Source organism: Salinicola endophyticus, from assembly GCF_040536835.1.
Classification (GTDB): Bacteria; Pseudomonadota; Gammaproteobacteria; order Pseudomonadales; family Halomonadaceae; genus Salinicola; species Salinicola endophyticus_A.
This window is the reverse complement of record NZ_CP159578.1, coordinates 2,369,267-2,393,519: the sequence shown is the minus strand read 5'-3', so window position 1 is coordinate 2,393,519 and position 24,253 is coordinate 2,369,267. Positions and strand designations below refer to the sequence as shown.

Below are 24,253 nucleotides of genomic sequence, written 5' to 3'. Positions count from 1 at the left end.
ACGCCATGCACGTGCGCAAGAGTCTGGTGATGCTGCTCTATCTGGTATTCATCCTGGTGCCGATCTACTGGCTGATCAACATGTCGCTGAAGTCGAACCAGGAGATCCTGGGCGGGCTGACGCTGTGGCCGGTGGCGCCGACGCTGGACAACTATCGCGTCATTTTCACCGAGCCGAGCTGGTACACCAGCTATCTCAATTCGCTCACCTATGTATCGATGAACATGGCGATCTCGCTGCTGGTGGCGCTGCCGGCGGCCTACGCCTTCTCGCGCTATCGCTTCCTCGGCGACAAGCACATGTTCTTCTGGCTATTGACCAACCGCATGGCACCGCCGGCGGTGTTCCTGCTGCCGTTCTTCCAGCTCTACTCCGCGGTGGGGCTGTTCGATACCCCGATCGCGGTGGCACTGGCCCACTGCCTGTTCAATGTGCCGCTGGCGGTGTGGATTCTCGAGGGTTTCATGTCCGGGGTGCCCAAGGAGATCGACGAGACCGCCTATATCGATGGCTACAGTTTCCCGCGCTTCTTCGTCTTCATCTTCATTCCGATGATCCGTCCGGGGATCGGCGTGACGGCCTTCTTCTGCTTCATGTTCTCGTGGGTCGAGCTGCTGCTGGCTCGCACCCTGACCTCGGTCGACGCCAAGCCGATCGTGGCGCAGATGACGCGTACGGTCTCCGCCTCCGGGATCGACTGGGGCGTGCTGGCGGCCGCTGGCGTGGTCGCGCTGCTGCCGGGCATCGCGGTGATCTACTTCGTGCGCAACCACGTGGCCAAGGGCTTCGCCCTGGGGCGGGTGTGAGCCATGGCAATCGATTCGAGCCTTCGTGCTAGGGGGAAACGCTGATGAGCTGGATGGCCTGGACGCTGCCGACGGCGTCGTTCTTCGTGATTATCGCGCTGATGCTGGTGGGGATGTCGATCTGGCAGACGGTGTCGCCGGGACACCAGCGCAAGGGGTTCCTGCCGATCTCCACCACCCGTGGCGATCGCCTGTTCATCGGCCTGCTGGCCGCTGCCTATGCCCATCTGCTGGCACTGGCGCTGACCGGCTGGCCGCTGTGGATCGTCACGCTGGTATGCGTGGCGGGACTGATCGCACTGCTGAAATGGGGGTGAGACACCGCAAAATCGAGCTGGACGTCACTGGAGCACTCGCTGACGGAGTCACTCGCGCGGCCGTGGGTCGCCGCCTCCGTCAGGGCGCAGAACCACACAAAAACCGAGGTAACGCTATGTTCAGACAAGCCCACGCCAGCTATCGGCCGCTCACGCTCGGCCTGCTGAGCCTGATACTCGCCAGCGGTGCGGCCCAGGCCGACCAGTACCAGGATGCGGCCAAGCGCTGGCTGCAGGATGAATTCACCCCCTCGACCCTGAGCCCCGAGCAGCAGATGGCGGAGCTGCAGTGGTTCATCGATGCGGCCAAGCCGTTCCGCGGCATGCAGATCAACGTGGTATCGGAGACGCTGACCACCCACAAGTACGAGTCCGAGGTACTGGCCAAGGCGTTCAGCGAGATCACCGGGATTCAGCTGCATCACGATCTGCTGCAGGAAGGTGACGTGATCGAGAAGTTGCAGACCCAGATGCAGTCGGGGCGCAACATCTACGACGGCTACGTCAACGACTCCGATCTGATCGGGACCCACTCGCGCTACGGCAAGGTGGTTCCGATCTCCGACATGATCAAGGGCGATGCCGCTGCCGTGACCTCGCCGACGCTGGATCTCGACGACTTCATCGGGCTGTCGTTCACCACCGGCCCGGACGGCAAGATCTATCAGCTGCCCGACCAGCAGTTCGCCAACCTCTACTGGTTCCGCGCCGACTGGTTCGACGATCCCGATCTCAAGGCCAAGTTCAAGCAGAAGTACGGTTACGAACTCGGCGTGCCGGTCAACTGGTCGGCCTACGAGGATATCGCCAACTTCTTCACCAACGACGTCAAGGAGATCGACGGCAAGCGCGTCTACGGCCACATGGATTACGGCAAGAAGGATCCGTCGCTGGGCTGGCGCTTCACCGATGCCTGGTTCTCGATGGCCGGCGAGGGTGACAAGGGCCTGCCCAACGGTCTGCCGGTCGACGAGTGGGGCATCCGGGTCGAGAACTGTCACCCGGTGGGGTCGAGCATGTCGCGGGGCGGCGGTACCAACAGCCCGGCGGCGGTCTTTGCCACTCAGAAGTACATCGACTGGCTGCACGCCTATGCGCCGCCGGAAGCGCAGGGCATGACCTTCTCCGAAGCTGGCCCGGTACCCGCCCAGGGTAGCGTGGCGCAGCAGATCTTCTGGTACACCGCCTTCACCGCCGACATGACCAAGCCGGGGCTGCCGGTGGTCAACGCCGATGGCACGCCCAAGTGGCGCATGGCGCCTTCGCCGGTGGGGCCGTACTGGGAGAAGGGCATGAAGAAGGGCTACCAGGACGTGGGTTCATGGACCTTCATGAAGTCGACCCCGGAGAAGAACCGTCTGGCCGCCTGGCTGTATGCCCAGTTCGTGACTTCCAAGACGGTCTCGCTGAAGAAGACGCTGGTGGGGCTGACCCCGATCCGCGAGTCCGACATCCAGTCCCAGGCGATGACCGATGCCGCGCCCAAGCTGGGCGGGCTGGTAGAGTTCTATCGTAGCCCGGCGCGGCTGGAGTGGTCGCCGACCGGTACCAACGTGCCCGACTATCCGAAGCTGGCGCAGCTGTGGTGGCAGTACATCTCGCGCGCGGTCAGCGGCGAGACCAGCGTGCAGAATGCGCTCGATGGCCTGGCCGATGCCCAGGACCGGATCATGGAGCGTCTCGAACGCGCCAATGTCCAGCCGCAGTGCGGGCCCAAGCTCAACGAGCCGCGTGATGCGCAGTACTGGCTCGACCAGCCGGGCGCGCCCAAGCCCAAGCTCGAGAACGAGAAGCCGCAGGGCAAGACCGTTCCCTACGCCGAGATGGTCAAGTCTTGGCAGGAGAGCTGAGCGCGGAAAACGGTCGCTGACGACGACCAGCAGCGCTATCATGGCCCGCCCAACCCGGCGGGCCTTTTTGTTTGTCTTGCCGCTGCCTTCCCTGGCCGGGCGCCTGCAGGTGCCGTCACTCGGTCAGGTTGTGCACGACACGTCGGCGAGCGTAGGCAGTTCCTGTCGCAAGCCTTGCGTCGATGTCGGCCCAGAGGAGAGTCGTCGATGCGCTATCAACCGCTGTTCGAACATGTTCACCGTCTGCCCAGCATCCCTGGGGTGGTCGCCGAGCTGATCGCCAGTCTCGACGATGATCGCGCCAGCATTCAGCAGGTATCGGCCAACATCCGCAAGGACCCGGGGCTGAGTCTCAAGCTGCTACGTGCGGCCAATTCGGTACGCTACGGCGTCGGGCGCAACGTTGCCTCGATCGACGATGCGATCCTGCTGCTGGGGTTCGAGCGCGTGCGCACGCTGGTGATCGCCTCGGGCATGGTCGGGGTGATCGAGCACGTGCCAGGGCTGGATCGGCGCGCCTTCTGGAAGACCTCGTTCACGGTCGCCAATCTGGCCCGCGCGATCGTGCGCCACAGCCGGGTCGGGGGGCTGTCGCCGGAGACCGCCTTCACCTGCGGCATCCTGCACCACGTCGGCTCGGCGCTGATGCATATCGCTCACCCCGAGGTGATGGCGCGCATCGACTCGCTGGTCGCCCAGGGCGCGCCGCGCAGCGAGCTGGAGTCGAGCCAGTTCGGCTACACCTTCAGCGAGGTGGGAGCGGAGCTGGGGCGCCGCTGGCGTTTCCCCGAGACCATCTGCCGTGCGCTGACCTATCAGAGTACACCCCTGGAGGCCGAGCCGTTCTCGCCCTACGCCGCTGCCGTGCATCTCGCGATCGGCATCTATCGCGACGTCGCCAACGGCCAGCGCGAAGAGCATGCCCTGGGCGGGATGCCACGCGACGTGCGCCGGCCGCTATCCCTCGATCTGCTGGCGCTCTACGAAGAGAGCGTGTCGAGCCTGCGCGCCGATGACGAGCTCGAGGTGTTTCTGGGCAAGGCGTGAGGGCCACCCCTGGGGCTCAGGCGTCCAGATCGCTCGCCTCGACGAAGACCCGGCACAGACTTTCGATACCGGCCTGATCCGCGGCGCTGAAGCGTGCCGCCTGGGGGCTGTCGATGTCGAGAACGCCCCAAAGCCGATCCTCCACCACGATGGGTACCACCAGCTCCGAGCGCGAGGCGGCATCGCAGGCGATATGGTCCGGTACGGCGTGGACGTCGTCGATCCGTTGGGTGGTACGCGAACGCGCCGCGGCACCGCACACCCCGCGGCTGAAGGGGATCGGGTTGCATGCGGGTTGGCCCTGGAACGGACCCAGCACCAGAGTCTCTGGCTGGCGCTGCAGATAGAAGCCGACCCAGTTGAGCGCGTCGAGAGCGTGCATCAAGAAGGCGCTGGTCTGGGCGGCATTGGTGAGCCAGTCGCGGGTGTCGAGCAGAGCGTGCAGCTGGCGCGCCAGGCTGGCGTAGTCGGTATCGGTTCGAGCGGACATGCGCAAAGGCGCTCCTGGGTGTGAGTGAAGGGGGCGGCGGGCCGGATGCGGCGCCGCAACGAAAGAACCAGCGCCGGGGCGCTGGTTCTCAGATGGCGTTCGCGGGGGTCATTTCCAACCGGGAACGGCACCGCCCTTGAACATGTCTTCGGCTTTCTGCTCGACCGCGTCGGACTGGTAGGCCTTGACCAGCTCCTGCACCGCCTTGTCGTTCTGATGACCGTCACGCACCACGATCAGGTTGACGTAGGGCGACTCCGCCCCCTCCTTGATCAGCGCGTCGTCCAGTGTCAGGCCAGCCGGCTGGGTGAAGGTCGAGTTGATGAAGGCCATGTCGACGTCCGGCAGGATGCGTGGCATCTGCGCGGCCTCGATCTCCTTGAACGAGTAGTCGTGGGGGTTGTCGACGATATCGATCGGTGTGGCCTCGAGATTGCTCGGGTCGTCGAGTTTGATCAGTCCCTTGTTGTGCAGAAGAATCAGCGCCCGGCCTTCGTTGGTGGGGTCGTTGGGCAGGGCGATGGTGGCGCCGTCTGGCAGGTCGTCGATGCTGTCGTACTTGGCCGAGTAGGCGCCGATCGGATAGACGAAGGTCTTGCCGGCAATGGCGAAGTCGTAGCCGCGATCCTTCATCATCGCACGCAGGTAGGGCTCGTGCTGATAGGCGTTGGCATCCAGGCTGCCGTCGGCCAGCGCCGCGTTGGGGGTGACGTAGTCGGTGAACTCGACGATCTCGACGTCGAGGCCGTACTTCTCCTTGGCGACCTGCTTGGCGGCCTGCATGACATCGCTTTCCGGACCGGCCATGGTGCCGACCTTGATGGTGTCGTCAGCCGCGTGAGCGGTACCGGTGATCAGCCCCAGGCCGAGAACGGTGGCGCCGAGTGCGCGCGTGAGTGAAATCGGCATTGACGAAACTCTCCCTGATCGATGAGGCGAATGGCGGCCGGTAGCCGGCCGCGCGTGACCGAATCAATATAACGGAATAACCGCGCTCTTGGTAATGCATTCTGGTTATGAAGGCTAATGGTCAGCATCATCGGACCGGGTCGACTCGCGCCCCACGGCGCCAGCGCCACGATTCACTTGTGGTCGCTCTTGCGCACCAGATAGTCGCCCAGGCTCTGGAACAGCTGCACCATCACCACCAGCACCACCACCGTGATCAGCATCACGGTGGGGTTGAAGCGGTTGTAGCCGTAGCGGATACCGAGATCGCCGAGGCCGCCGCCGCCCACTGCGCCGGCCATGGCGGAGTAGCTCACCAGTGCCACCACGGTGATGGTGAGGCCGTTGATGATGCCGCCGCGGGCCTCCGGCAGCAGCACCTTGAGGATGATCTGCATCGGCGTGGCGCCCATCGACTGTGCCGCCTCGACCAGCCCCGGCGAGACCTCGTTGAGCGCGCCCTCGACCAGGCGGGCCACGAACGGGATGGCGGCGATGGTCAGCGGCACGGCGGCGGCATTGGTGCCGATCGAGCTGCCCACGATCATCCGCGTGAAGGGGATGATCGCCACCAGCAGAATGATGAACGGGATCGAACGGCCGACGTTGGTGATCACCCCGAGCAGGCCGTTGATCACCGGCTGGGCCAGGATCTGGCGCGGCCGGGTGACGTAGAGCAGCACCCCCAGCGGCACCCCGAGCAGGGCCGCGATCAGACTGGAGATCGCCACCATGTAGAGCGTCTCCAGGGTGGATTGCCAGACGAGATCAAGCAGTGCGCTGGACATGACCGAGCACCTCCACATGCAGGTCGAAGGATTCGAGCGTGGCGAGCGCCTGGCGAGTCTGCTCGGCGCTGCCCATCAGTTCGGCGATCATCAGCCCCAGGGTGCGGCCCTGGATCGACTCCACCTTGGCCTGCAGGATGCTGACGTCGATGCCGTGCTCCCGCGCCAGCCGCGAGATCAGCGGGGTCGAGACGCTGTCGCCGGAGAAGGTCAGGCGTACCACCGGGTGGGTGTGCGCGCCGGCCTCGGATTCCAACCGCTCGACCAGCGCCTGAGGCGGTTCGAGTTCGAGGAAGTCGTTGAGGAACTCGCGCCCCAGCCGGGTCGCCGGTGCGGTGAAGAAATCGCCGACGTCGGCTTCCTCGACCAGGCGTCCGTCGGAGATCAGCCCGACCCGGTGGCAGATGCTCTTGACCACCTCCATCTCATGGGTGATCAGCAGGATCGTCAGCCCCAGTTGCTGGTTGATCTCCTGCAGCAGTGACAGGATCGAGGTGGTGGTCTGCGGGTCGAGGGCCGAGGTCGCCTCGTCGCACAGCAGCACCTTGGGCCGGCTGGCGAGGGCGCGGGCGATCGCCACGCGCTGCTTCTGGCCGCCGGAGAGCTCGGCCGGATACTGGCGAGCCTTGTCGGCCAGCCCGGTGAGTTCGAGCAGCGGCATGACCCGCTCGCGGATCGCCCCGCGCGACTCGCGCATCAACTCCAGCGGCAGCGCCACGTTGTCGTAGACGCTGCGGTTGGTCAGTAGGTTGAAATGCTGGAAGATCATTCCGCACTGGTGGCGCGCCTGGCGCAGCTGGGCCGAGTTCAGCGCGGTCAGCTCCTGGCCGTCGACGAAGACGCGCCCGGCGCTGGGGCGCTCGAGCAGGTTGACGCAGCGGATCAGCGTCGATTTGCCGGCGCCCGACAGCCCGATGACACCGTGGATGGTGCCCTTGGGCACCGTCAGATCGATATCCTCGAGTGCCTGCACCGCGCGGCCGCCGCTGCCGTAGGTCTTGGAAACCCGTTCAAGTGTGATCATGAAACGTATCGCTACCCTGGGGGCGTGCATGGAGGCGTAAGACGCCGTGGGGCGTGGCGCGAGCGTGGCCCCGGCGTCGACGAAGCGCGCTAGTATACTGATCGGGACAGGGCAGGGCGACAGCCGCGGGCTGGCGGACGGGAGCGGGTCACCCCTGCTCTGATCGCGGCAGCAATCCGCCGAGCACGATGCGCTGGATGTTGTCGACGCTGGCGGCGAAGAACGCCGGATCGGAGAGATCCTGGCCGGAGATGGCCTGGATCTGCACCGCGAAATCGGCGTAGTGCTGGGTGGTGCTCTACAGAAGGTAGATGAGGTGATAGGGGTCGACCGGGGCAAGCTGGCCGCGGTCGATCCACTGCTGCACCGCGCGTGACTTGTCGGCCATCAGGCTGCGCTGCTCGGCCAGCACCTGGCCCAGCAGTGGCGCCCCCTGGATCACCTCCAGGCAGTAGAGACGCGACGCCTGTGGCTGGTCGCGTGACAGCTCGAGCTTGCACTGGATATAGCCCCGAATGGCGATCTCGGGCGGCGTCTCGGCACAGATCAGATCCATCGGCACCAGCCAGCTCTGCAGAATGCGCTCGAATACCGCCAGATAGAGCGTCTCCTTGCTGGCGTAGTGGTAGAGCAGATTGGTCTTGGAGACGCCGGCGAGCTCGGCGATGGCGTCGAGGCTGGCGCCGTGCAGGCCGAATTGCGAGAACAGTGACAGCGCCGCATCGAGAATGGTCTGGCGCCGCGCTTCGCTGGCACGCGCCCGCGCTGTGGTCGGTCGGGGGGAGCTGGTCATGGGCTGCAACGCTGACTCATGGCTATCGTTCGTTACAGAGGGGCTGCGGGCGACCGGGTGTCGCGGTGCCGTGACGAGCCGTCGCTCCGCTGCTGGTTCCCATTGGGGCTGGGCCAGATCACGCGGCCGTCATAGTAGGTGGGCCCCGCGATGGGCGTCAATGTCGCGCGTGCGCCCGCGTGCTACCCTACGCAGCGCTCTGGGCGCGTCTGGCAAACGGGCTGCCGGGCTGGGGTTTCCCGCTCGTCTTGTGCCCGACTGCTGGCTCGGCCGCAGGCTCAACTGTGATAGAGGAGATCGCTGCGATGTTCACCGGGATCGTTCAGGATATGGGGACCGTGGTCGCCATCGAACCACGCGAGCAATTGCACACGCATGTGGTGGCGATGTCGCCGGCGATGCGTGAAGGGCTGGCGCTGGGCGCGTCGGTGGCCCACAACGGCTGCTGCCTGTCGGTCACCGCGATCGATGGCGAGCACGTCAGCTTCGATCTGATGCGCGAGACCCTACGCCTGACCAATCTCGGCGCGCTCAAGGTCGGTGATCGGGTCAATCTGGAGCGCGCTGCGCGCTTCGGTGACGAGATCGGCGGCCATGCCATGTCCGGGCATATCATGGGCATGGCGCGGCTGACCGAGGTCGACGAGGCGCCCAACAATCGGCGGCTGTGGTTCGCGCTGCCGGCGGGGCTCGAACGCTTCGTGTTCGACAAGGGCTATATCGGTATCGACGGCATCAGTCTGACCATCGGCGAGGTGCGTGGCGAGCGCTTCTGCGTCAATCTGATCCCGGAGACGCTGGCGCGTACCACCATCGGTGAGCGCCTGCCCGGCGATCAGGTCAATATCGAGATCGACCCGCAGACCCAGGCTATCGTCGAGACGGTGGAGCGCGTGCTGGCCGCTCGGCGCTAGTTCGGCCACCCAGCGTCCATGTGGCGGCACATGGGTCGCGTCGCTGCGGCGGCTTGGGTAACATAAGCGCCTTTGTGCCTCGTCTTCTGGCGTGTGCTGTGGTCAGCGCCAGAATGTCAGTACGAGAACGTCAGCACTAGAGGGGCGGTGCCCGAGAGTCAGCCGCGCGGGTACCCTCACCAGGATGCGCCGATTCCGGCCAATGGAGTTTCTTTAGATGAGCAGTATCTACGGCGACTATATCAAGTCGGTCATCCGTACCGTGCCGGACTGGCCCCAGCCCGGCGTGAACTTCCGTGACATCACGCCGCTTCTGCAGAACAGCGCTGCCTTCCGCAAGCTGATCGACAGCTTCGTGCACCGCTATCAGGAACTCGAGGTCGATGCCATCGCTGCGGTCGACGCACGCGGTTTCATCGTCGGCGCGCCGCTGGCCTACGAACTGGGCTGCAGTTTCGTGCCGGTGCGCAAGAAGGGCAAGCTGCCGTTCAAGACGATCAGCGAGACTTACACGCTGGAGTACGGCGAGTCCACCGTCGAGCTGCACTCGGATGCCTTCCGCGAGCACGACCGCATCGTGATCATCGACGATCTCATCGCTACCGGCGGCACCATGCTTGCCGCGGCATCGCTGATCACCCGCAGTGGGGGCCACATCGTCGAGCTGGCCTCGATCCTCGATCTGCCCGAGCTGGGCGGGTCGGCCAAGATTCGCGAGGCAGGGTACAGCGTCTTCTCCGTGTGCAGCTTCAACGAAGACGAGTGATTCACACCGCCGCCGATCACCGGCGGCGGCGCCATCATCGGGTGGGACAAGAGCATGAGCGCCAATCGTTATCATCAGCTGTTCACGATTTCCTGGGATCAACTCCACCGGGACGTGCGCACGCTCTGCCATCATCTGGTCGAGCGTGACTTCAAGGGGATCGTCGCGATCACTCGCGGCGGGCTGATTCCCGCGGCCCTGATCGCGCGTGAACTCAACGTGCGCTTGATCGACACGGTGTGCATCAGGAGCTATGACGAGCAGTCCCAGGGCCAGCTCGATGTGATGAAAGGGGTCGATCACGACGGCGACGGCTGGTTGCTGGTGGATGACCTCGTCGACACCGGCAAGACCGCGCGAGCGGTACGTGAGATGCTACCCAAGGCGCATTTCGTCACGGTCTATGCCAAGCCGGAAGGGCGGCCGCTGGTCGACCAGTATCTCACCGAGGTGGCCCAGGACTGCTGGATCCAGTTCCCCTGGGATCTGGGTCACGCCTACGTCGAGCCGCTGGTCGATCAGGTGCGCGCGCCCAAACCGTGAGCGCGCCATCCGCAAGCCACGCCACCGTCCATCCCCTGGGAGTCCAAGGCATGCCTGCGAAAACGCCGCTGCCCGACAGCTGGAACAGCCAGCTGGGGGCGGAGTTCGACGCCGACTACATGCACCAGCTGCGCGCCTTCCTGGCCGCCGAGAAGGCGGCGCACAAGGTGATCTACCCGCACTCCTCGCACTGGTTCCGCGCCTTCGAGCTGACCCCGCTATCGCAGGTCAAGGTGGTGATTCTGGGTCAGGACCCTTACCACGGTCCCAACCAGGCCCACGGCCTGTGCTTTTCGGTGCGCCCAGGCGTGCCCACGCCGCCTTCGCTGCAGAACATCTACAAGGAGCTGGCCCAGGACGTCGGCACCACGGCGGTTTCCCACGGCTTTCTCGAGCACTGGGCGCGTCAGGGTGTGCTGTTGCTCAACAGCGTGCTCACGGTGGAGCAGGGCAATGCCGGCTCGCACCGCAATCGTGGCTGGGAGCGTTTCACCGATCGTGCCATCCAGGTGGTCAACGAGCAGTGCGAGGGCGTGGTCTTCCTGCTCTGGGGCAGCTACGCCCAGAAGAAGGCCAGCTTCGTCGACCGCCAGCGCCATCTGGTGCTGCACTCGGTGCACCCGTCGCCGCTCTCCGCCCATCGCGGCTTCTTCGGTCAGCGCCACTTCTCCCAGGCCAATGCCTTTCTTGCCGCCCGCGGGCGCGATCCCATCGATTGGCAGCTGCCGGCGACACCTGAGTGAGTGGCGCCGCCGGCCCCGGCCGGCCCGTCGGCTGACCCGCTCGCCGGCGGGATGAGTTCGCGTCGCCGCAAGGTGGGCTTGTCGCGTACAATGGGCGTGTTTTTCAATGCTGACGAAGGCGCCTATTCATGAGTGTTCATCCCATCGCCCATCCGCTGGTTCAACATAAGCTCGGACTGATGCGGGCTGCCGATATCAGCACCAAGAGTTTTCGTGAGCTGGCCTGCGAAGTGGCCAAGCTGCTGACCTACGAAGCGACCCAGAACCTGGAGCTGGAGCCGGCGACCATCGAGGGTTGGAACGGTGAGCCGATTGAGGTGGAGCAGATCAAGGGCAAGAAGGTCACCATCGTGCCCATCCTGCGCGCCGGCCTGGGCATGCTCGATGGCGTCACCGATCTCATTCCCAGCGCGCGCATCAGCGTGGTCGGCCTCTATCGCAATGAAGAGACCCTCGAGCCGGTGCCCTATTTCGAGAAGTTCGTGAGTGCCCTCGACGAACGCCTGGCGATCGTCATCGATCCCATGCTGGCCACCGGCGGCTCCATGGTGGCGACGCTGGACATGCTCAAGGCGCGGGGCTGCCAGCAGATCAAGGTGATCGTGCTGGTGGCGGCGCCGGAGGGCATCGAACGCGTTCAGCAGGCGCATCCCGAGGTCGAGATCTACACCGCGGCGGTCGACCAGAAGCTCGACGAGCACGGCTATATCGTGCCCGGGCTGGGTGATGCCGGCGACAAGATCTTCGGCACCCGGTGATCGCGACTGCCGAGATCACCGGCGTGGTGCTGGCCGGTGGCCGCGGGAGGCGCATGGGCGGTGAGGACAAGGGTTGGGTGGAACTCGCCCGGCGTCCGCTGATCGAGCACGTGCTGACGCGCCTGCGCCCTCAGGTCGGCGCACTGGTGATCAGCGCCAACCGCCATCTGTCGCGCTACCGCGGCTACGGGGTACCGGTGGTCGAGGATGGCGTGCCCGATTTTCCCGGCCCTTTGGCCGGCGCGCACGCTGCCATGCGTGTCGCCACCACGCCCTGGCTGTTGCTGGCCCCGGTGGATACGCCCTGGCTGCCGCCCGATCTCTGCCGGCGGCTGGCGCGGGCGGCGGAATCGGCCGATATCGTCGTAGTGCACGACGGCGAACGGCTGCAACCATTGACGGCGCTGGTGCGTACCTCCCTCGAGGCGGATCTCGCGCGCTGGCTGGAGAGCGGCGCGGGGCGAGTGCTCGACTTCTACCAGCGCCACCGCTGGTGCCAGGTCGACTTCGCTGACCGCGGCGCGAGCTTTGCCAATCTCAACACACCGCAGGAGCGCGAGCGCGCCGAACGCTCGCCCGGTGGTGGCGGTGAGAGCGAAAGATGAGGGCGAGAGATGAGTGAATCGCTTGCGGCCTGCGCCGGCGGGATTCCCCTGCTCGGTGTGGTGGCCTGGAGCGGTACCGGCAAGACCACGCTGCTCGAGGCGTTGCTGCCGCGACTGGCCGAGCATGGCTGGCCGGCGGCGGTGATCAAGCACGCCCACCACGCCTTCGACATCGATCAGCCCGGCAAGGATAGTCACCGCCTGCGCCAGGCCGGTGCGGCGCCCATGCTGGTGGCCTCCGGCAAGCGTTTTGCGCTGATGATGGAGACCCCGGGGCGCGACGAGCCGGACCTGCCCGCTCTGGTTCGGCAGGTGGCTGCCCTGCGCCCGGCGCTGATTCTGGTCGAGGGGTTCAAGCAGTGGCCGCTGCCCAAGCTCGAACTCTATCGTGGCGAGCGTGACGAGCCGCTGCTGGCCAGTGACGACCCCTGGGTCGAGGCGGTGGCGCTCAAGCCGGCGAGTGCCATCGCCGCGGCGCGTGAGCGCGTGGCACCGGGGGTGGCGCTGCTCGATCTCGACGATCATGCGGCCATTCTGGCCTGGATTCTGGCCTGGGCCGAACGCCGCGCCGCGGTGTGAAACGCGTCGTCGGGTCAGCCTTCGTCTGGGCGCGTGATGCGCTTCCGGGGCCTGACGAGCGAGCGTAACGCCGGAAAATTAACTATGCTGAGAGTTTGGGCCTAAGACTTTGAAAGCGAGGCGAATCCTGTCATGACCTTGACGCATCTCAACGCCCGTGGCGAGGCGCACATGGTCGACGTGGCCGACAAGCCGGAGAGCCGGAGAGAGGCGCGGGCGCGGGGACGCATCCGCATGCAGCCCGCCACGCTGGCGCTGCTGGCCGAGGGCGGCCTGCCCAAGGGCGACGTACTGGCCACGGCGCGTATCGCCGGTATCCAGGCAGCCAAGCGTACCCACGAACTGATTCCGCTGTGCCACGCGCTGGCGCTATCGAAGGTGACGCTCGATTTCGAACTCGACAGCACCCAGAACTGCGTCTGGGTCGAGGCATTCTGCCGTCTCAATGGCCGCACCGGGGTGGAGATGGAGGCGCTCACTGCGGTATCGGTGGCGTGTCTGACGCTCTACGACATGTGCAAGGCGGTGGATAAGGCGATGATCATCGACGGCGTGCAGCTCGAGGAGAAGCGCGGCGGACGCTCCGGCGACTTCTCGCGCCAGGCGCAAGCGGCGGCCGGTGCACCACCGGCGGCGCTGGGAGAGAGCCCGGCGCACGGCGAGACGACGGCCGTGTCGGTGCGCTTCCTCGCCGAGTTGCGCGAGCGCCTGGGGGAAGAGCAGACCGAGCTCGATCCGGCGCAGCTGGCGGCAGCCGACATCGCCGGGGTCAAGCGCGCGCTGATGGCGGTCGACCCGCGCTATGCGCTGCTTGGGGAGGGCCGGGTGCTGGCGGCGTGCAATCAGGTCATGGCCACCGACGCGACGCCGGTGGCGCCGGGGGACGAGGTCGCCTTCTTTCCGCCGGTGACCGGCGGCTAGCGAGATGATCGAGGATGGCGAACAGCCCGGGGAGCAAGGTATGCAGATCGACATTCGCGTGCAGCAGGCGGCGTTCGATGCCGCCGCCCTGCAGCAGCGCCTGACCGCCGAGCACCGCGATATCGGGGCGCTGGTGAGCTTCACCGGGCTGGTTCGTGATATCAACGAGCGTCCCGATGTCGAAGCGCTGACCCTCGAACACTTTCCTGGCATGACCGAGCAGGCGCTCGCGGACATCGCCCGCGATGCCGGGGCGCGCTGGCCGCTCTCGGGTGTCGGCGTGATTCATCGGGTCGGCCGCCTGACGCCAGGAGACCCCATCGTGCTGGTGATGGTAACCAGTGCGCATCGGCGGGCGGCCTTCCAGGCCTGCGACTTCATCATGGATCGGTTGAAGACGCGGGCGCCGTTCTGGAAGAAGGAGCACACGGCCAGTGGCGACTACTGGGTTTCTGAACGACAGAGCGACCATGACGATGCCGGTCGTTGGGAGCGGGTATGACAGCACTGATCGACGACTTCTCGCGCCGGGTGCGCTACGTGCGCATCTCGGTCACCGATCGCTGCGATTTTCGCTGCGTCTACTGCATGAGCGAGGAGATGACCTTCCTGCCGCGGGCCCAGATACTCACCCTGGAGGAGCTCGAGCAGGTGGCGCGCGCGTTCACCGAGCTGGGCGTGGAGAAAATTCGCCTGACCGGCGGCGAGCCGCTGGTACGTCAGGGAATCGACGGACTGGTCGAGCGGATCGGCGGGCTGTCTGGCCTGCGTGAACTGGCCATGACCACCAACGGTGCCAGCCTGGGCAAGCACGCGGTAGCGCTCAAGCGCGGCGGTCTGTCGCGGCTCAACATCAGCCTCGATTCCCTCGATCCAGAGCGCTTTCGTCGTCTTACCCGCACTGGCGATCTGGCCAAGGTGATCGACGGTATCCACGCGGCGCAGGATGCCGGCTTCGAGCGTATCAAGCTCAACGCGGTGATTCTCAAAGGGCGTAACGACGACGAAATTCTCGATCTGGTCGACTTCGCCAGGGCGGAAGGGTTGGATATCAGCTTTATCGAAGAGATGCCGCTGGGCGATGTCTCCGATCACTCGCGCGGCGAGACGTTTTATTCCAGCGACGCTGTCCAGGCGCGAATCGAAACCCGGCATGCGCTGCTACCCTCTGCCGAATCTTCGCTCGGGCCTTCGCGCTATTTTCGGATGCACGACAGCGACAGCCGTGTGGGTTTCATCTCTCCCCATAGCCACAACTTCTGTAGTACCTGTAATCGTGTTCGCGTCACCGTGGAGGGCCGCTTGCTGCTCTGTCTGGGCAACGAGCACTCGGTCGATTTACGTCACACGCTGCGCCGCTATCCCGGTGAACTCGAGCCGTTGAAACAGCAGATCGTGGCGGCCATGGCGCTCAAGCCGGAACGCCATCACTTCACCACCGACGGCGATGTGCAAGTCGTCAGGTTCATGAATATGACAGGAGGCTGATCGGCTTCGCGTCTCTGCAAAGGCGTCGGCGATTATTAAAAGGTCTGCACTTTGTGCCGGCCTTTTTTGATTTAAATCCTTGCCAAACTATGCCTCGGGAATATACTTTCTGGAAATGATTCGGCGCAAAGCCGGCAATGCGCATGGTAAGGAGGGACGATGTCCACGGAATCTTTGGAACGTATCGCGCGCAATAAAAACGTGGCGCGCGCTGCCGCTCGCCAGTTGAGCATGGAGCAACTGCACAAGTTGTCCGAAGTGATCAATGAGGTGATCGAGCAGAAACAGCAGGAAGATCATCAGCGTCAGCAAGAAGAAGCCGACAAGCAGCGTAAACTCGCCGAGATTCGTGAAGCGATGAACGATGCCGGGCTATCGATGGATGACCTGGTCGGCGAACAGCCGCGCAAACGTCGTGGACGTCCGCCCAAGAACGCCAGCAAAGTCTGAGCGCTGGTAGGGGTTGATATCAGCAGATGCGAGCGCGACGAGCGGCCAGATCCCGGTAGGATAGGTCCAGCCATCGCTGTTTCATTCGCGTCGGGTCGAAACGCGCCGAGCTCTGCTCGGCGCGTTTTTTCATGCGTGTCAGAGCGAAGGTGCACGGAGGCAGCGGGCTGTCAGCCGGAAGCCGAGCGCACCTCGTGTTCGGGCTGAGGGTCGGCCGGCATCAGCTGCAGATGCAGCTCCGGCAGCTTGGCCAGATGCGCCTTCAGCCACTCGTTGAGCGGTGCGAACAGTTGCTGACGCAGCTGTAGCAGGGACTCCGCCGGGATGGTGTCGATGCGCTGATCGAGCCAGTCCGCCAGGGCATCCTCGTCCAGGTCGAGCGCGCTCTCGCTATCCCACAGCAGCCTGCCGATGCGGGTCCAGCCGGTCTCGGTCGGCAGCAGTGTGAGTGCGATCGACAGCGAGCTGGCGGCGCGGCGCGGGGTGGCGGCTGCGCCGGGCCTGCCGGCGCGAGTGCGCGGCGAGAGCAGTGTCGGTTGCAGGTGGAAGTGGCGGCGCGGGCTGAGCGTGCCGTTCTCCAGTGCCAGCAGATCGCCGTTGACGACCCGCTCCGGCACCGCGATGCCGAGCGTTTCGGCGAGCTCGCGGTGGGCTTCCTGGTGCGTCAGCTCGCCGTGTACCGGCAGCAGCAGACGCGGCTTCAGCCAGCCGTAGAGCTGGCGCAGCTCGGCCCGTGCCGGGTGCCCGGAAGCGTGCAGTGCCGGGTCGGAGTGTTCGTCGTGGATGTGCACGTCGAGACGCTTGAGGCCGTTCTTGAGGCGTTCGATGGGGCGCTCGTTGCCGGGAATGGCGCGTGCCGAGAAGATGACGTGATCGCCCGCCTCCAGATCCAGCAGCGGATGGCGTCCCTGTGCCAGGCGCGAGAGTGCCGAGCGCGGCTCCCCCTGACTGCCGGTGGCGATGATCAAGATCTCCTCCGGCGGCAGATAGCCGAGATCATAGGTCGGCACCTGGGGTGGGAAGTCCTCGAGATAGCCGAGCTGCCGGGCGATGGCGACCATGCGCTCCATCGAGCGACCCAGCAGTGCCACGCGGCGCCCGCAGCGCGCGGCGATCTGCCCCAGCGACTGGATGCGCGCGAGGTTGCTGGCGAAGCAGCTCACCGCGACCCGTCCACGGCACTCGCGGATCACCGCCTCGAGCGCTGCGCCGGCTTCCGATTCGCTGCGCGAGTGACCCTCGACGTCGGCATTGGTCGAGTCGGCCACCACCAGATCCAGCGGCGCCAGACGCTCGAAGGGGCGCGAATCGATCGGCGGGCCGATCAGCGGCGCCGGATCGAGCTTCCAGTCGCCGGTATGCAGCACGCGCGCCCCGGGCGTCTCGATCGCCAGCGCGCAGCTCTCGGGAATGGAGTGGGTGACCGCCACGAAGCCGACCTTGAAGGGTGTCTGCTCGACGCTGCTGCCGGGCGTCACCGGGCACAGTGCATCGGTGCGCAGACCGCGCTCGAGGAACTTGGCGCGCAGCATCTCGATCGCCAGCGGCGTGGCATAGACCGGGCAACCCCAGTGGGGCCAGATCCAGGCCAGGGCGCCGATATGGTCCTCATGGCCATGGGTGATGAACACCGCCTCGGGGATCATGCCCTCTGCCGCCAGGTGGGCCACATCGGGAATCTGCAGCGGTGCGTCGGGTAGATCCTGGCGGATCATCATGCCGCAGTCGACCGCGATCCAGTGATCGTCGTAGCCATAGAGCGAGAGGTTCATGCCGATTTCACCGCAGCCGCCCAACGGATGAAACAGCAGAGGCGGATAGGTACGGGGGCGAATCTGCGCGCGCGGACGAAACATCGGCTTCCTTAACGGGAAAAGTCTCGGCTCACTATAAGGCATCGCTCTCGGCCCGCTCAAACCGGGATCGGACCACGCAACGGCGAGCGTCGCAGCCACGGTGAATCGGGTACAATGTCGCCGCCCCGATCGCGGCGGGCGTCGTGCCGCCGCTACCGAGGCAGGTTGCGTCGTCGCCTCCTCTCGGTGCGCGGCGACTTTTCGTTTCATCGACCCTGTCAGCGTGAGTTATGCCGCACAATTATCGTTTGATCGTCTCCTGCCCCGACCGGGTCGGGATCGTGTCCCGGGTCTCGGGCTTCATCGCCGCCCAGGGGGGCTCCATCATCGAGGCCAACCAGCACTCCGACCTGGATAACGGGCGCTTTTTCATGCGCTACGACATTCAATCGGAGGCGCTGGGCGCCGCGGCCTTCCGGGCCGAGTTCGAGACCATCGCCCGTGAGTTCGCGATGGATTGGCGGCTGAGCGACGCCAGCCGGCGTCAGCGCGTGGTGCTGATGGTCTCGCGTGAGTCGCACTGTCTGGTCGACCTGCTCTACCGCTGGTCGGCGGGGGAGCTCGATTGCGATATTCCCTGCGTGATCTCCAACCACGACGACCTGCGCGCGCTCGTCGAGTGGCACGGCATCGACTTCCATCGGGTGAGCGTCGACCCCGCCGACAAGGCCCCCGCGTTCGCCGAGGTCGAGCGGCTGATCGATGCGGCCGAAGCCGACAGCGTGGTGCTGGCACGTTACATGCAGATCCTGCCGCCGGCGCTGTGCGAGCGCTACGCCGGGCGCATCATCAATATCCACCACAGCTTTCTACCGTCCTTCGCCGGCGCCAAGCCTTACCACCAGGCGTTCGAGCGCGGGGTCAAGCTGATCGGTGCGACCTGCCACTACGTCACTCAGGAGCTGGACGCGGGGCCGATCATCGAGCAGGACATTCAGCGGGTGTCGCACTGCCATACACCCCAGGACCTGGTTCGGCTGGGGCGTGACGTGGAGAAGGCGGTGCTCGCCCGTGGCCTGCGCTGGCACCTGCAGGACCGCGTGCTGATCCACGGCAACAAGACCGTCGTCTTCTCCTGAGCCCCTGTGCGGTGCCGGCGTCGCGCCTGCGGCGTCAGGTCGGCTGCTCGCCGTCGAACAGACTGAGCTGGCGCTGTTCGGCCTCCGGCGCCAGGCGCACGCCGACCCCGAGCAGGCGCACCGGGCGGCCGCCGCGCTGCCAGGCGCTCTCCAGCAGCTCGTGGAAGCGCGCGTGGATCACGCCGCGGGCGCCGGTCTCCTGGGTGGTGCTGGTGAAGTCGTGAAAGCGCACCTTGACGAACTGCTTGCCGATGTCGGGATTGCCATGGCGGGCCAGGCGTTCGTCGAGACGCGCGATCAGCGGTGCCAGTGCCTGGTGGCACTGGGCGAGGTCCGGCAGATCGCTGTCGTAGGTGGTCTCGACGCTGACCGACTTGCGCTCGCGGGTGACGTTGACCGGGCGGTCGTCGATGCCGTGGGCCAGCTCGTGCAGGCGCTGGCCGAACTTGCCGAAAGCGTCGAGCAACTGCTCCAGCGGCCGGGCGCGCAGTTCGGCACAGGTAGCGATGCCGAGCCCCTCCAGCTTGGCGGCGGTGGCAGGACCGACCCCGTGCAGCTTGTCGACCGCCAGCCCCTCGATGAAGCTTGCCATCTGTGCGGGGGGAATCACGAACAGGCCATCCGGCTTGTCCCAGTCGCTGGCGATCTTGGCCAGGAACTTGTTGGGCGCCACGCCCACCGAGACCACGATGCCGGTACGCGCGAGCACTTCCTGCTTGAGCCAGTGCGCCATCCAGGTCGCGCTGCCCTGGAAACGGGTGACCTCGCTGACGTCGAGATAGGCTTCGTCGAGAGAGAGCGGCTCCACCAGCGGGGTCAGCTCGTGGAATACCGCTTGAATGTCATGCGAGACGCGGCGGTAGCGATCGAAGTCGGGCTTCAGCAGCTTGAGCTCGGGGCACAGGCGCAGGGCGCGTGCGGTGGGCATCGCCGAATGGATGCCGTAGCGCCGGGCCGGGTAGTTGCAGGTGGCGATGACCCCGCGCTTGTCGGCACTGCCGCCGATCGCCAGCGGCAGGTCGCGTAGCCTGGGGTCGTCGCGCATTTCCACCGCGGCGTAGAAGCAGTCGCAGTCCGCGTGGAGGATCTTGCGCATGGCCGCTGGCGTCTACTGCAGGCCCAGGCCGTTGCCGCCGCGGATGATGCCTACGCCGAGACCCTCGATATCCAGCTGCTGATGTTCCAGGTCGACCTCGATGGGGGCGAAGTCGGCGTTTTCCGCCAGCAGGGTGACGCGGCGCCCGTGCCGGTGGAAGCGTTTGACCGTGACCTCGTCATCGAGCCGGGCGACCACGATCTGGCCGTCGCGCACTTCCTGGGTGCGATGCACGGCGAGCAGGTCGCCATCGAGGATGCCGATGTCTTTCATCGACAGCCCGCGCACACGCAGCAGGTAGTCGGCCCTGGGGGCGAAGTAGTCCGCCGGCAGCGGGCAGTAGCGGTCGATGTGCTCGGCGGCGAGAATCGGGCTACCGGCGGCGACGTTGCCCACGATCGGCAGGCCGGTTTCGGCGGGGTCGGTGGGTTCCGGGGTGCCGGCCGCAGCGGGCAGACGGATCCCGCGGGATGTCCCCGGAATCATGCGGATCACACCCTTGCGATCGAGCGCACGCAGGTGCTCCTCGGCGGCATTGGGAGAGCGGAATCCCAGCGCCTTGGCGATCTCGGCGCGGGTGGGTGGATAGCCGAACTCGGTCATCGTCTTGACGATGAAATCGTAGACGTTCTGCTGCCGGGCGGTGAGCGGTCTCGACATTGGGCGTCTCCCCGGGGCCTGTCAGGGCGTGGTCATGTATACAGTCTGGAATTGTATCCAGTCCTGCTGGGCAGGGAAAGGGGGCAAAGCGCAGAGCGCCTTCGACGTTTGCCGCGATTGTGCCGTGGCGCCGGGGGTGGTTAGATTCGAAAGCGTTTCAAACAGGCGTTTTTTAGCTGATTCGACAGGCGTTGGCCGGCAGGTTCGATGCCCGTGAACAGCCGCCGATATCGACAGGAAAGAGGTAGTCCATGGCTCAGTCCGACACTGTGACCCGCATTCTCGACACCGCCGAGGTGTTGTTCGCCGAGAAGGGGTTCGCCGAGACGTCGCTGCGCAACATCACCACCCGGGCCAAGGTCAATCTGGCGGCGGTCAACTATCATTTCGGCTCCAAGAAGGCGCTGATCCAGGCGGTCTTCGCGCGCTATCTCGACCCCTTCTCCGAGCGCCTCAATCACGCGCTCGACGGGCTCGAGCGTCACTATGGCGGGCAGGCCATCCCCCTCGAGGTGCTGCTCGAGCGCCTGGCCGAGAGCGTGCTCGAGGTACCGGCGGAGCGCCACAGTCTCAAGATCTTCATGAAGCTCCTGGGACTCGCCTATACCCAGGCCCAGGGGCATCTGCGACGCTATATCCAGGCGCACTATGGCGAAACCTTCCACCGCTTCGTCGCCTGCCTGCGTCTGGCCACGCCCGGGTTGCCGGAGGCGGAGCGCTTCTGGCGCCTCCACTTCATGCTCGGGACCGTGGTATTCACGCTCTCCGGACTGGATGCGCTGCGCGATATCGCCGACAACGAGTATCACGAGCATGTCACCGTGCGCGATCTGATCCGACGACTCAAGCCGGTGGTAGCGGCGGGCATGCTGGCACCGCTGGAGCCGCCGGAGGCGGCAGCGAGCTGACGCCGCAGTGCCGACCTCTGTCATGACGCCGGCGGGTCGTCTAGAATCGGGCGCTTCACGGTTTCAGGTAACGGCTATGACACAACCGCTGGGTCCGGTAATGCTGGACGTCGAGGGCACTCGACTGCGCGAGGAGGAGCGGCGGCTGCTGTCCCGTCCCGAGGTCGGGGGCGTCATCCTGTTTGCGCGCAACACCCCGGATGCAGGCACCACCCAGGCGCTGATCGGTGAGATTCGCGCTTGCCGCCCGGACCTGCTGGTCGCCATCGACCAGGAGGGCGGGCGCGTGCAGCGGCTCAAGCAGGGCGTGACCCGGCTGCCGCCGATGGCGACCCTGGGGCGGCAATTCGCCGAGGCGCCGGAGGCCGCGCTGGCCCTGGCTCTGGACACCGGTTGGCTGCTGGGCATGGAGATGGCCGCGTGCGGTTTCGACCTGACCTTCGCCCCGGTGCTCGACCTCGACGATGACCAGTCGCCGGCGATCGGCTCGCGCAGCTTCTCGCCCGACCCGGAGGTGGTCGCGGCGCTGGCCGGTGCCTTCATCGATGGCCTGCACGATGCCGGCATGGTCGCCATCGGCAAGCACTTTCCCGGCCATGGCGGGGCGCGTCAGGATTCGCACCATGCGGTGGCCCGGGATCCGCGCTCGCTGGAGGCGCTGCGCGCGCACGATCTGGTGCCGTTTGCGCGGCTGGCGAGCAAGCTCGATGCGGTGATGCCGGCGCATGTGATCTTTCCTGCCTTCGACGAGCGCCCGGCGGGCTTTTCGCCCAGCTGGCTGGGGCTGCTGCGCGAAGAGCTCGGCTTCAAGGGGGCGATCTTCTCCGACGACCTGACCATGGCGGCGGCCCACGCTGCCGGAACGCCGGCGGCGCGCGCCGAGGCGGCCTGGGCCGCCGGCTGCGACATGGCGGTGATCTGCAATGACCCCGCAGCGGCGCGGGAGGTGGTGGATGCGTGCAGCGGACGCCAGGCGCCGCGGATCGCCAAGCTGCGTTACGCCCGCGCCCGGCCGAGCCTCGAGTCGCTGGCGGTGATCTCGCGCTGGCGGCGTACCCACGCCCGCTTGGAAGCCCTCAACGAGGCGGAGTGATCCGCCCTCTGTCCCCAGGCGGCGCCGGCCCTGCCGGTTGCCGCCCACTGCTATTGATACGGAATACGATGACTCAATCTACGCCCCCCGACGCGCTGAACTCGATGCAGGAGGTCATGGACAACGCCGACTGTCTGATCGACCAGGCCCAGGTAGAGCAGGCCCTCGACCGGATGGCCGCGGCGATCACCCGCGATCTCGGCGACAAGCTGCCGGTGTTCTACTGCGTGATGAACGGCGGTCTGATCACGACGGGGCATCTGTTGACCCGGCTCGGGTTCCCGCTCGAGGTCGACTATCTCCACGCCACCCGCTATCGCGGCGGGCTCCGTGGCGGTGAGCTGTTCTGGCGGGTCTCGCCGGAGATCCCCATGGCCGGGCGCCATGTGGTGATCGTCGATGACATTCTCGACGAGGGGGCGACCCTGGCGGCGATTCTCGACTACTGCCGTGAGGCGGGCGCAGCGAGTCTCTCCACCGCGGTGCTGGTCGACAAGCAGCACGATCGCAAGGCTTCGCCGAATCTCAAGGCGACCTACTGTGGTCTGGAAGTGGTCGACCGCTACGTGTTCGGCTTCGGCATGGACTACAAGGGCTACTGGCGCAACGCCCCCGGTATCTTCGCGCCCAAGAACCTGTAACCCTGGAAGCAGCGTGCCACGCTGCTGCCGCTTTCCATCGCGGCCCGCTGCCGCCGCTGCCTCTATCTCCTGCGTCCCGCGCTCTGCTCCGCGTCCCGCCGTTGCCGCTAGCGCGGGCTGAAGCGTCGTTGTAAGCCCGTCTCGTTCATCATGCGCGTGGAAATCTCTTCGATCGAGAAGCGCGTGGTATCGATGAACGGGATGTTCTGGCGCCGATAGAGCGCTTCGGCCTGCTCGATCTCCTGCATGCACTGGTCCATTGAACAGTAGCGGCTGTTGGGGCGGCGTTCGGTACGGATCGCGGCCAGGCGCCTGACATCGATGGTCAGCCCGAACAGCTTGTGGCGGTGCTTGGCCAGCGATGCCGGCAGGGCCAGAATGCCGTTCTCGTCGAGGTCGTCCTCGGTCAGCGGATAGTTGGCGGCGCGGATACCGAACTGCAGCGCCAGATAGAGCGACGTGGGCGTCTTGCCACAGCGCGACACCCCGACCAGGATGATGTCCGCCTCCTCGTACTGATGGGTGCGTGCCCCGTCGTCGTTATCGAGGGCGAAGTTCACGGCGTCGATACGGTGCATGTAGACATCGTCTCGCCCCATGGCATGGGCGCGGCCGACGGTGTAGGTGGAGTGGGTCGCCAGTTCCTCCTCCAGCGGGGCGAGGAAGGTCGAGAAGATATCGACCATGAACGCCGGCGCCTCGGCAACGATCGCGCGCACCGACTGGTCGACGATGGTATCGATGACGATCGGGCGCACGCCGTCACGCTCCGCGGTGACCTCGATCATGCCGACCAGCGAGCGCGCCTTGTCCAGGGTGTCGATATACGGCTTGGTGACCAGGTGGAAGTCGGTATTCTCGAACTGCGACAGCAGGCTGCGTCCCAGTGTCTCGGCGGTGATCCCGGTGCCATCCGAGATGAAGAAGGCGGTGCGTGTCATGGTGGGCTTTCCTCGGCGTCGATAGGCCATTGTCGACCCGGATTTCCTGTTCAGGCAACCACTTGTGACGACTCCGTCGCGAATTCCTCGGCTGACTACAAGAACCGTGGAAAAGACCGGATTCTTGTAGAAATACTCCAAACCCTACG

General features: G+C 65.7%; 27 protein-coding genes and 1 pseudogene. 19 read left to right on the top strand and 9 right to left on the bottom strand.

Annotated features, from left to right (window positions below):
• Positions 1-5 precede the first annotated feature (5 nt).
• From ABV408_RS10845 to ABV408_RS10830, 4 genes are all read left to right on the top strand, one after another.
• The gene (locus ABV408_RS10845) at positions 6-806 is read left to right on the top strand and encodes a carbohydrate ABC transporter permease (protein ID WP_035471598.1); all 801 of its coding nucleotides are present in this window, start codon (positions 6-8) and stop codon (positions 804-806) included.
• 44 nt (positions 807-850) lie between these two features.
• A complete protein-coding gene (locus ABV408_RS10840; RefSeq protein WP_035471599.1) occupies positions 851-1,123 on the top strand; it encodes a DUF2160 domain-containing protein in 273 nt (90 codons plus the stop codon).
• 116 nt (positions 1,124-1,239) lie between these two features.
• Positions 1,240-2,973 carry an ABC transporter substrate-binding protein gene (locus tag ABV408_RS10835; protein WP_353978973.1) on the top strand — a complete coding sequence of 578 codons (1,734 nt, stop codon included), beginning with the start codon at positions 1,240-1,242 and terminating at the stop codon, positions 2,971-2,973.
• A gap of 207 nt (positions 2,974-3,180) precedes the next feature.
• Entirely contained in the window at positions 3,181-4,020 is an 840-nt protein-coding gene (locus ABV408_RS10830) for an HDOD domain-containing protein (protein WP_353978972.1), read from the top strand.
• Between the two features lie 16 nt (positions 4,021-4,036).
• On the opposite strand, the gene ABV408_RS10825 is transcribed toward ABV408_RS10830, so the two are convergent.
• From ABV408_RS10825 to rutR, 5 genes and pseudogenes are all read right to left on the bottom strand, one after another.
• Entirely contained in the window at positions 4,037-4,510 is a 474-nt protein-coding gene (locus ABV408_RS10825) for a GAF domain-containing protein (protein WP_353978971.1), read from the bottom strand.
• Positions 4,511-4,618: 108 nt separating this feature from the next.
• Positions 4,619-5,419, bottom strand: a complete 801-nt coding sequence (locus tag ABV408_RS10820) for a MetQ/NlpA family ABC transporter substrate-binding protein (RefSeq protein WP_353978970.1) — start codon at positions 5,417-5,419, stop codon at positions 4,619-4,621.
• A gap of 173 nt (positions 5,420-5,592) precedes the next feature.
• Positions 5,593-6,246 carry a methionine ABC transporter permease gene (locus ABV408_RS10815; RefSeq protein ID WP_353978969.1) on the bottom strand — a complete coding sequence of 218 codons (654 nt, stop codon included), beginning with the start codon at positions 6,244-6,246 and terminating at the stop codon, positions 5,593-5,595.
• On the bottom strand, positions 6,227-7,270 hold the full coding sequence (locus ABV408_RS10810) for a methionine ABC transporter ATP-binding protein (protein WP_353978968.1): 1,044 nt from the start codon (positions 7,268-7,270) through the stop codon (positions 6,227-6,229). Before ABV408_RS10810 ends, ABV408_RS10815 begins: the two co-directional genes overlap by 20 nt.
• Positions 7,271-7,418: 148 nt before the next feature.
• Positions 7,419-8,063: pseudogene (gene rutR, locus ABV408_RS10805) on the bottom strand (HTH-type transcriptional regulator RutR).
• A gap of 305 nt (positions 8,064-8,368) precedes the next feature.
• On the opposite strand from rutR, the gene ABV408_RS10800 reads away from it, so the two are divergent.
• The 11 genes from ABV408_RS10800 to ABV408_RS10750 all read left to right on the top strand — a co-directional run bounded on the left by ABV408_RS10800 (position 8,369) and on the right by ABV408_RS10750 (position 15,830).
• Positions 8,369-8,977, top strand: a complete 609-nt coding sequence (locus tag ABV408_RS10800; protein WP_353978967.1) for a riboflavin synthase subunit alpha — start codon at positions 8,369-8,371, stop codon at positions 8,975-8,977.
• 217 nt (positions 8,978-9,194) lie between these two features.
• Entirely contained in the window at positions 9,195-9,743 is a 549-nt protein-coding gene (locus tag ABV408_RS10795) for an adenine phosphoribosyltransferase (RefSeq protein WP_106420074.1), read from the top strand.
• 54 nt (positions 9,744-9,797) lie between these two features.
• The gene (gene gpt / locus ABV408_RS10790) at positions 9,798-10,286 is read left to right on the top strand and encodes a xanthine phosphoribosyltransferase (protein ID WP_353978966.1); all 489 of its coding nucleotides are present in this window, start codon (positions 9,798-9,800) and stop codon (positions 10,284-10,286) included.
• 50 nt (positions 10,287-10,336) lie between these two features.
• Positions 10,337-11,029 carry a uracil-DNA glycosylase gene (gene ung, locus ABV408_RS10785; protein ID WP_353978965.1) on the top strand — a complete coding sequence of 231 codons (693 nt, stop codon included), beginning with the start codon at positions 10,337-10,339 and terminating at the stop codon, positions 11,027-11,029.
• A 128-nt stretch (positions 11,030-11,157) separates the two neighbouring features.
• Complete coding sequence (gene upp / locus ABV408_RS10780; protein WP_353978964.1) at positions 11,158-11,787, top strand: uracil phosphoribosyltransferase; 630 nt, start codon at positions 11,158-11,160, stop codon at positions 11,785-11,787.
• Positions 11,784-12,392, top strand: coding sequence for a molybdenum cofactor guanylyltransferase MobA (mobA, locus tag ABV408_RS10775; RefSeq protein WP_353978963.1), 609 nt, complete (start codon positions 11,784-11,786; stop codon positions 12,390-12,392). The genes upp and mobA overlap by 4 nt, the downstream gene beginning before the upstream one ends.
• 9 nt (positions 12,393-12,401) lie before the next feature.
• Positions 12,402-12,971 (top strand): molybdopterin-guanine dinucleotide biosynthesis protein B, encoded by a 570-nt coding sequence (mobB, locus tag ABV408_RS10770; RefSeq protein WP_353978962.1) that lies wholly within the window; start codon positions 12,402-12,404, stop codon positions 12,969-12,971.
• A gap of 132 nt (positions 12,972-13,103) precedes the next feature.
• Positions 13,104-13,892 (top strand): cyclic pyranopterin monophosphate synthase MoaC, encoded by a 789-nt coding sequence (gene moaC, locus ABV408_RS10765; RefSeq protein ID WP_353978961.1) that lies wholly within the window; start codon positions 13,104-13,106, stop codon positions 13,890-13,892.
• 40 nt (positions 13,893-13,932) lie between these two features.
• A complete protein-coding gene (gene moaE / locus ABV408_RS10760; protein WP_353978960.1) occupies positions 13,933-14,394 on the top strand; it encodes a molybdopterin synthase catalytic subunit MoaE in 462 nt (153 codons plus the stop codon).
• Complete coding sequence (moaA, locus tag ABV408_RS10755) at positions 14,391-15,380, top strand: GTP 3',8-cyclase MoaA (RefSeq protein ID WP_353978959.1); 990 nt, start codon at positions 14,391-14,393, stop codon at positions 15,378-15,380. Before moaE ends, moaA begins: the two co-directional genes overlap by 4 nt.
• Positions 15,381-15,539: 159 nt before the next feature.
• Entirely contained in the window at positions 15,540-15,830 is a 291-nt protein-coding gene (locus tag ABV408_RS10750; RefSeq protein WP_035471635.1) for an H-NS family nucleoid-associated regulatory protein, read from the top strand.
• Between the two features lie 170 nt (positions 15,831-16,000).
• On the opposite strand, the gene ABV408_RS10745 is transcribed toward ABV408_RS10750, so the two are convergent.
• The gene (locus ABV408_RS10745) at positions 16,001-17,686 is read right to left on the bottom strand and encodes a ribonuclease J (protein WP_353978958.1); all 1,686 of its coding nucleotides are present in this window, start codon (positions 17,684-17,686) and stop codon (positions 16,001-16,003) included.
• Between the two features lie 230 nt (positions 17,687-17,916).
• On the opposite strand from ABV408_RS10745, the gene purU reads away from it, so the two are divergent.
• Positions 17,917-18,765, top strand: a complete 849-nt coding sequence (purU, locus tag ABV408_RS10740) for a formyltetrahydrofolate deformylase (RefSeq protein ID WP_207035951.1) — start codon at positions 17,917-17,919, stop codon at positions 18,763-18,765.
• Between the two features lie 34 nt (positions 18,766-18,799).
• On the opposite strand, the gene dinB is transcribed toward purU, so the two are convergent.
• Both dinB and lexA read right to left on the bottom strand, forming a co-directional pair.
• The gene (gene dinB, locus ABV408_RS10735) at positions 18,800-19,861 is read right to left on the bottom strand and encodes a DNA polymerase IV (protein WP_353978957.1); all 1,062 of its coding nucleotides are present in this window, start codon (positions 19,859-19,861) and stop codon (positions 18,800-18,802) included.
• A 12-nt stretch (positions 19,862-19,873) separates the two neighbouring features.
• On the bottom strand, positions 19,874-20,521 hold the full coding sequence (gene lexA / locus ABV408_RS10730) for a transcriptional repressor LexA (RefSeq protein WP_353978956.1): 648 nt from the start codon (positions 20,519-20,521) through the stop codon (positions 19,874-19,876).
• A gap of 251 nt (positions 20,522-20,772) precedes the next feature.
• On the opposite strand from lexA, the gene ABV408_RS10725 reads away from it, so the two are divergent.
• From ABV408_RS10725 to ABV408_RS10715, 3 genes are all read left to right on the top strand, one after another.
• Positions 20,773-21,429 carry a TetR family transcriptional regulator gene (locus ABV408_RS10725; RefSeq protein ID WP_353978955.1) on the top strand — a complete coding sequence of 219 codons (657 nt, stop codon included), beginning with the start codon at positions 20,773-20,775 and terminating at the stop codon, positions 21,427-21,429.
• A 76-nt stretch (positions 21,430-21,505) separates the two neighbouring features.
• Positions 21,506-22,522, top strand: coding sequence for a beta-N-acetylhexosaminidase (gene nagZ / locus ABV408_RS10720; protein WP_353978954.1), 1,017 nt, complete (start codon positions 21,506-21,508; stop codon positions 22,520-22,522).
• A gap of 68 nt (positions 22,523-22,590) precedes the next feature.
• Positions 22,591-23,163, top strand: coding sequence for a hypoxanthine-guanine phosphoribosyltransferase (locus ABV408_RS10715; RefSeq protein ID WP_353978953.1), 573 nt, complete (start codon positions 22,591-22,593; stop codon positions 23,161-23,163).
• Between the two features lie 107 nt (positions 23,164-23,270).
• On the opposite strand, the gene ABV408_RS10710 is transcribed toward ABV408_RS10715, so the two are convergent.
• Positions 23,271-24,104, bottom strand: a complete 834-nt coding sequence (locus ABV408_RS10710; RefSeq protein ID WP_035471652.1) for a pyruvate, water dikinase regulatory protein — start codon at positions 24,102-24,104, stop codon at positions 23,271-23,273.
• Positions 24,105-24,253: the final 149 nt, after the last annotated feature.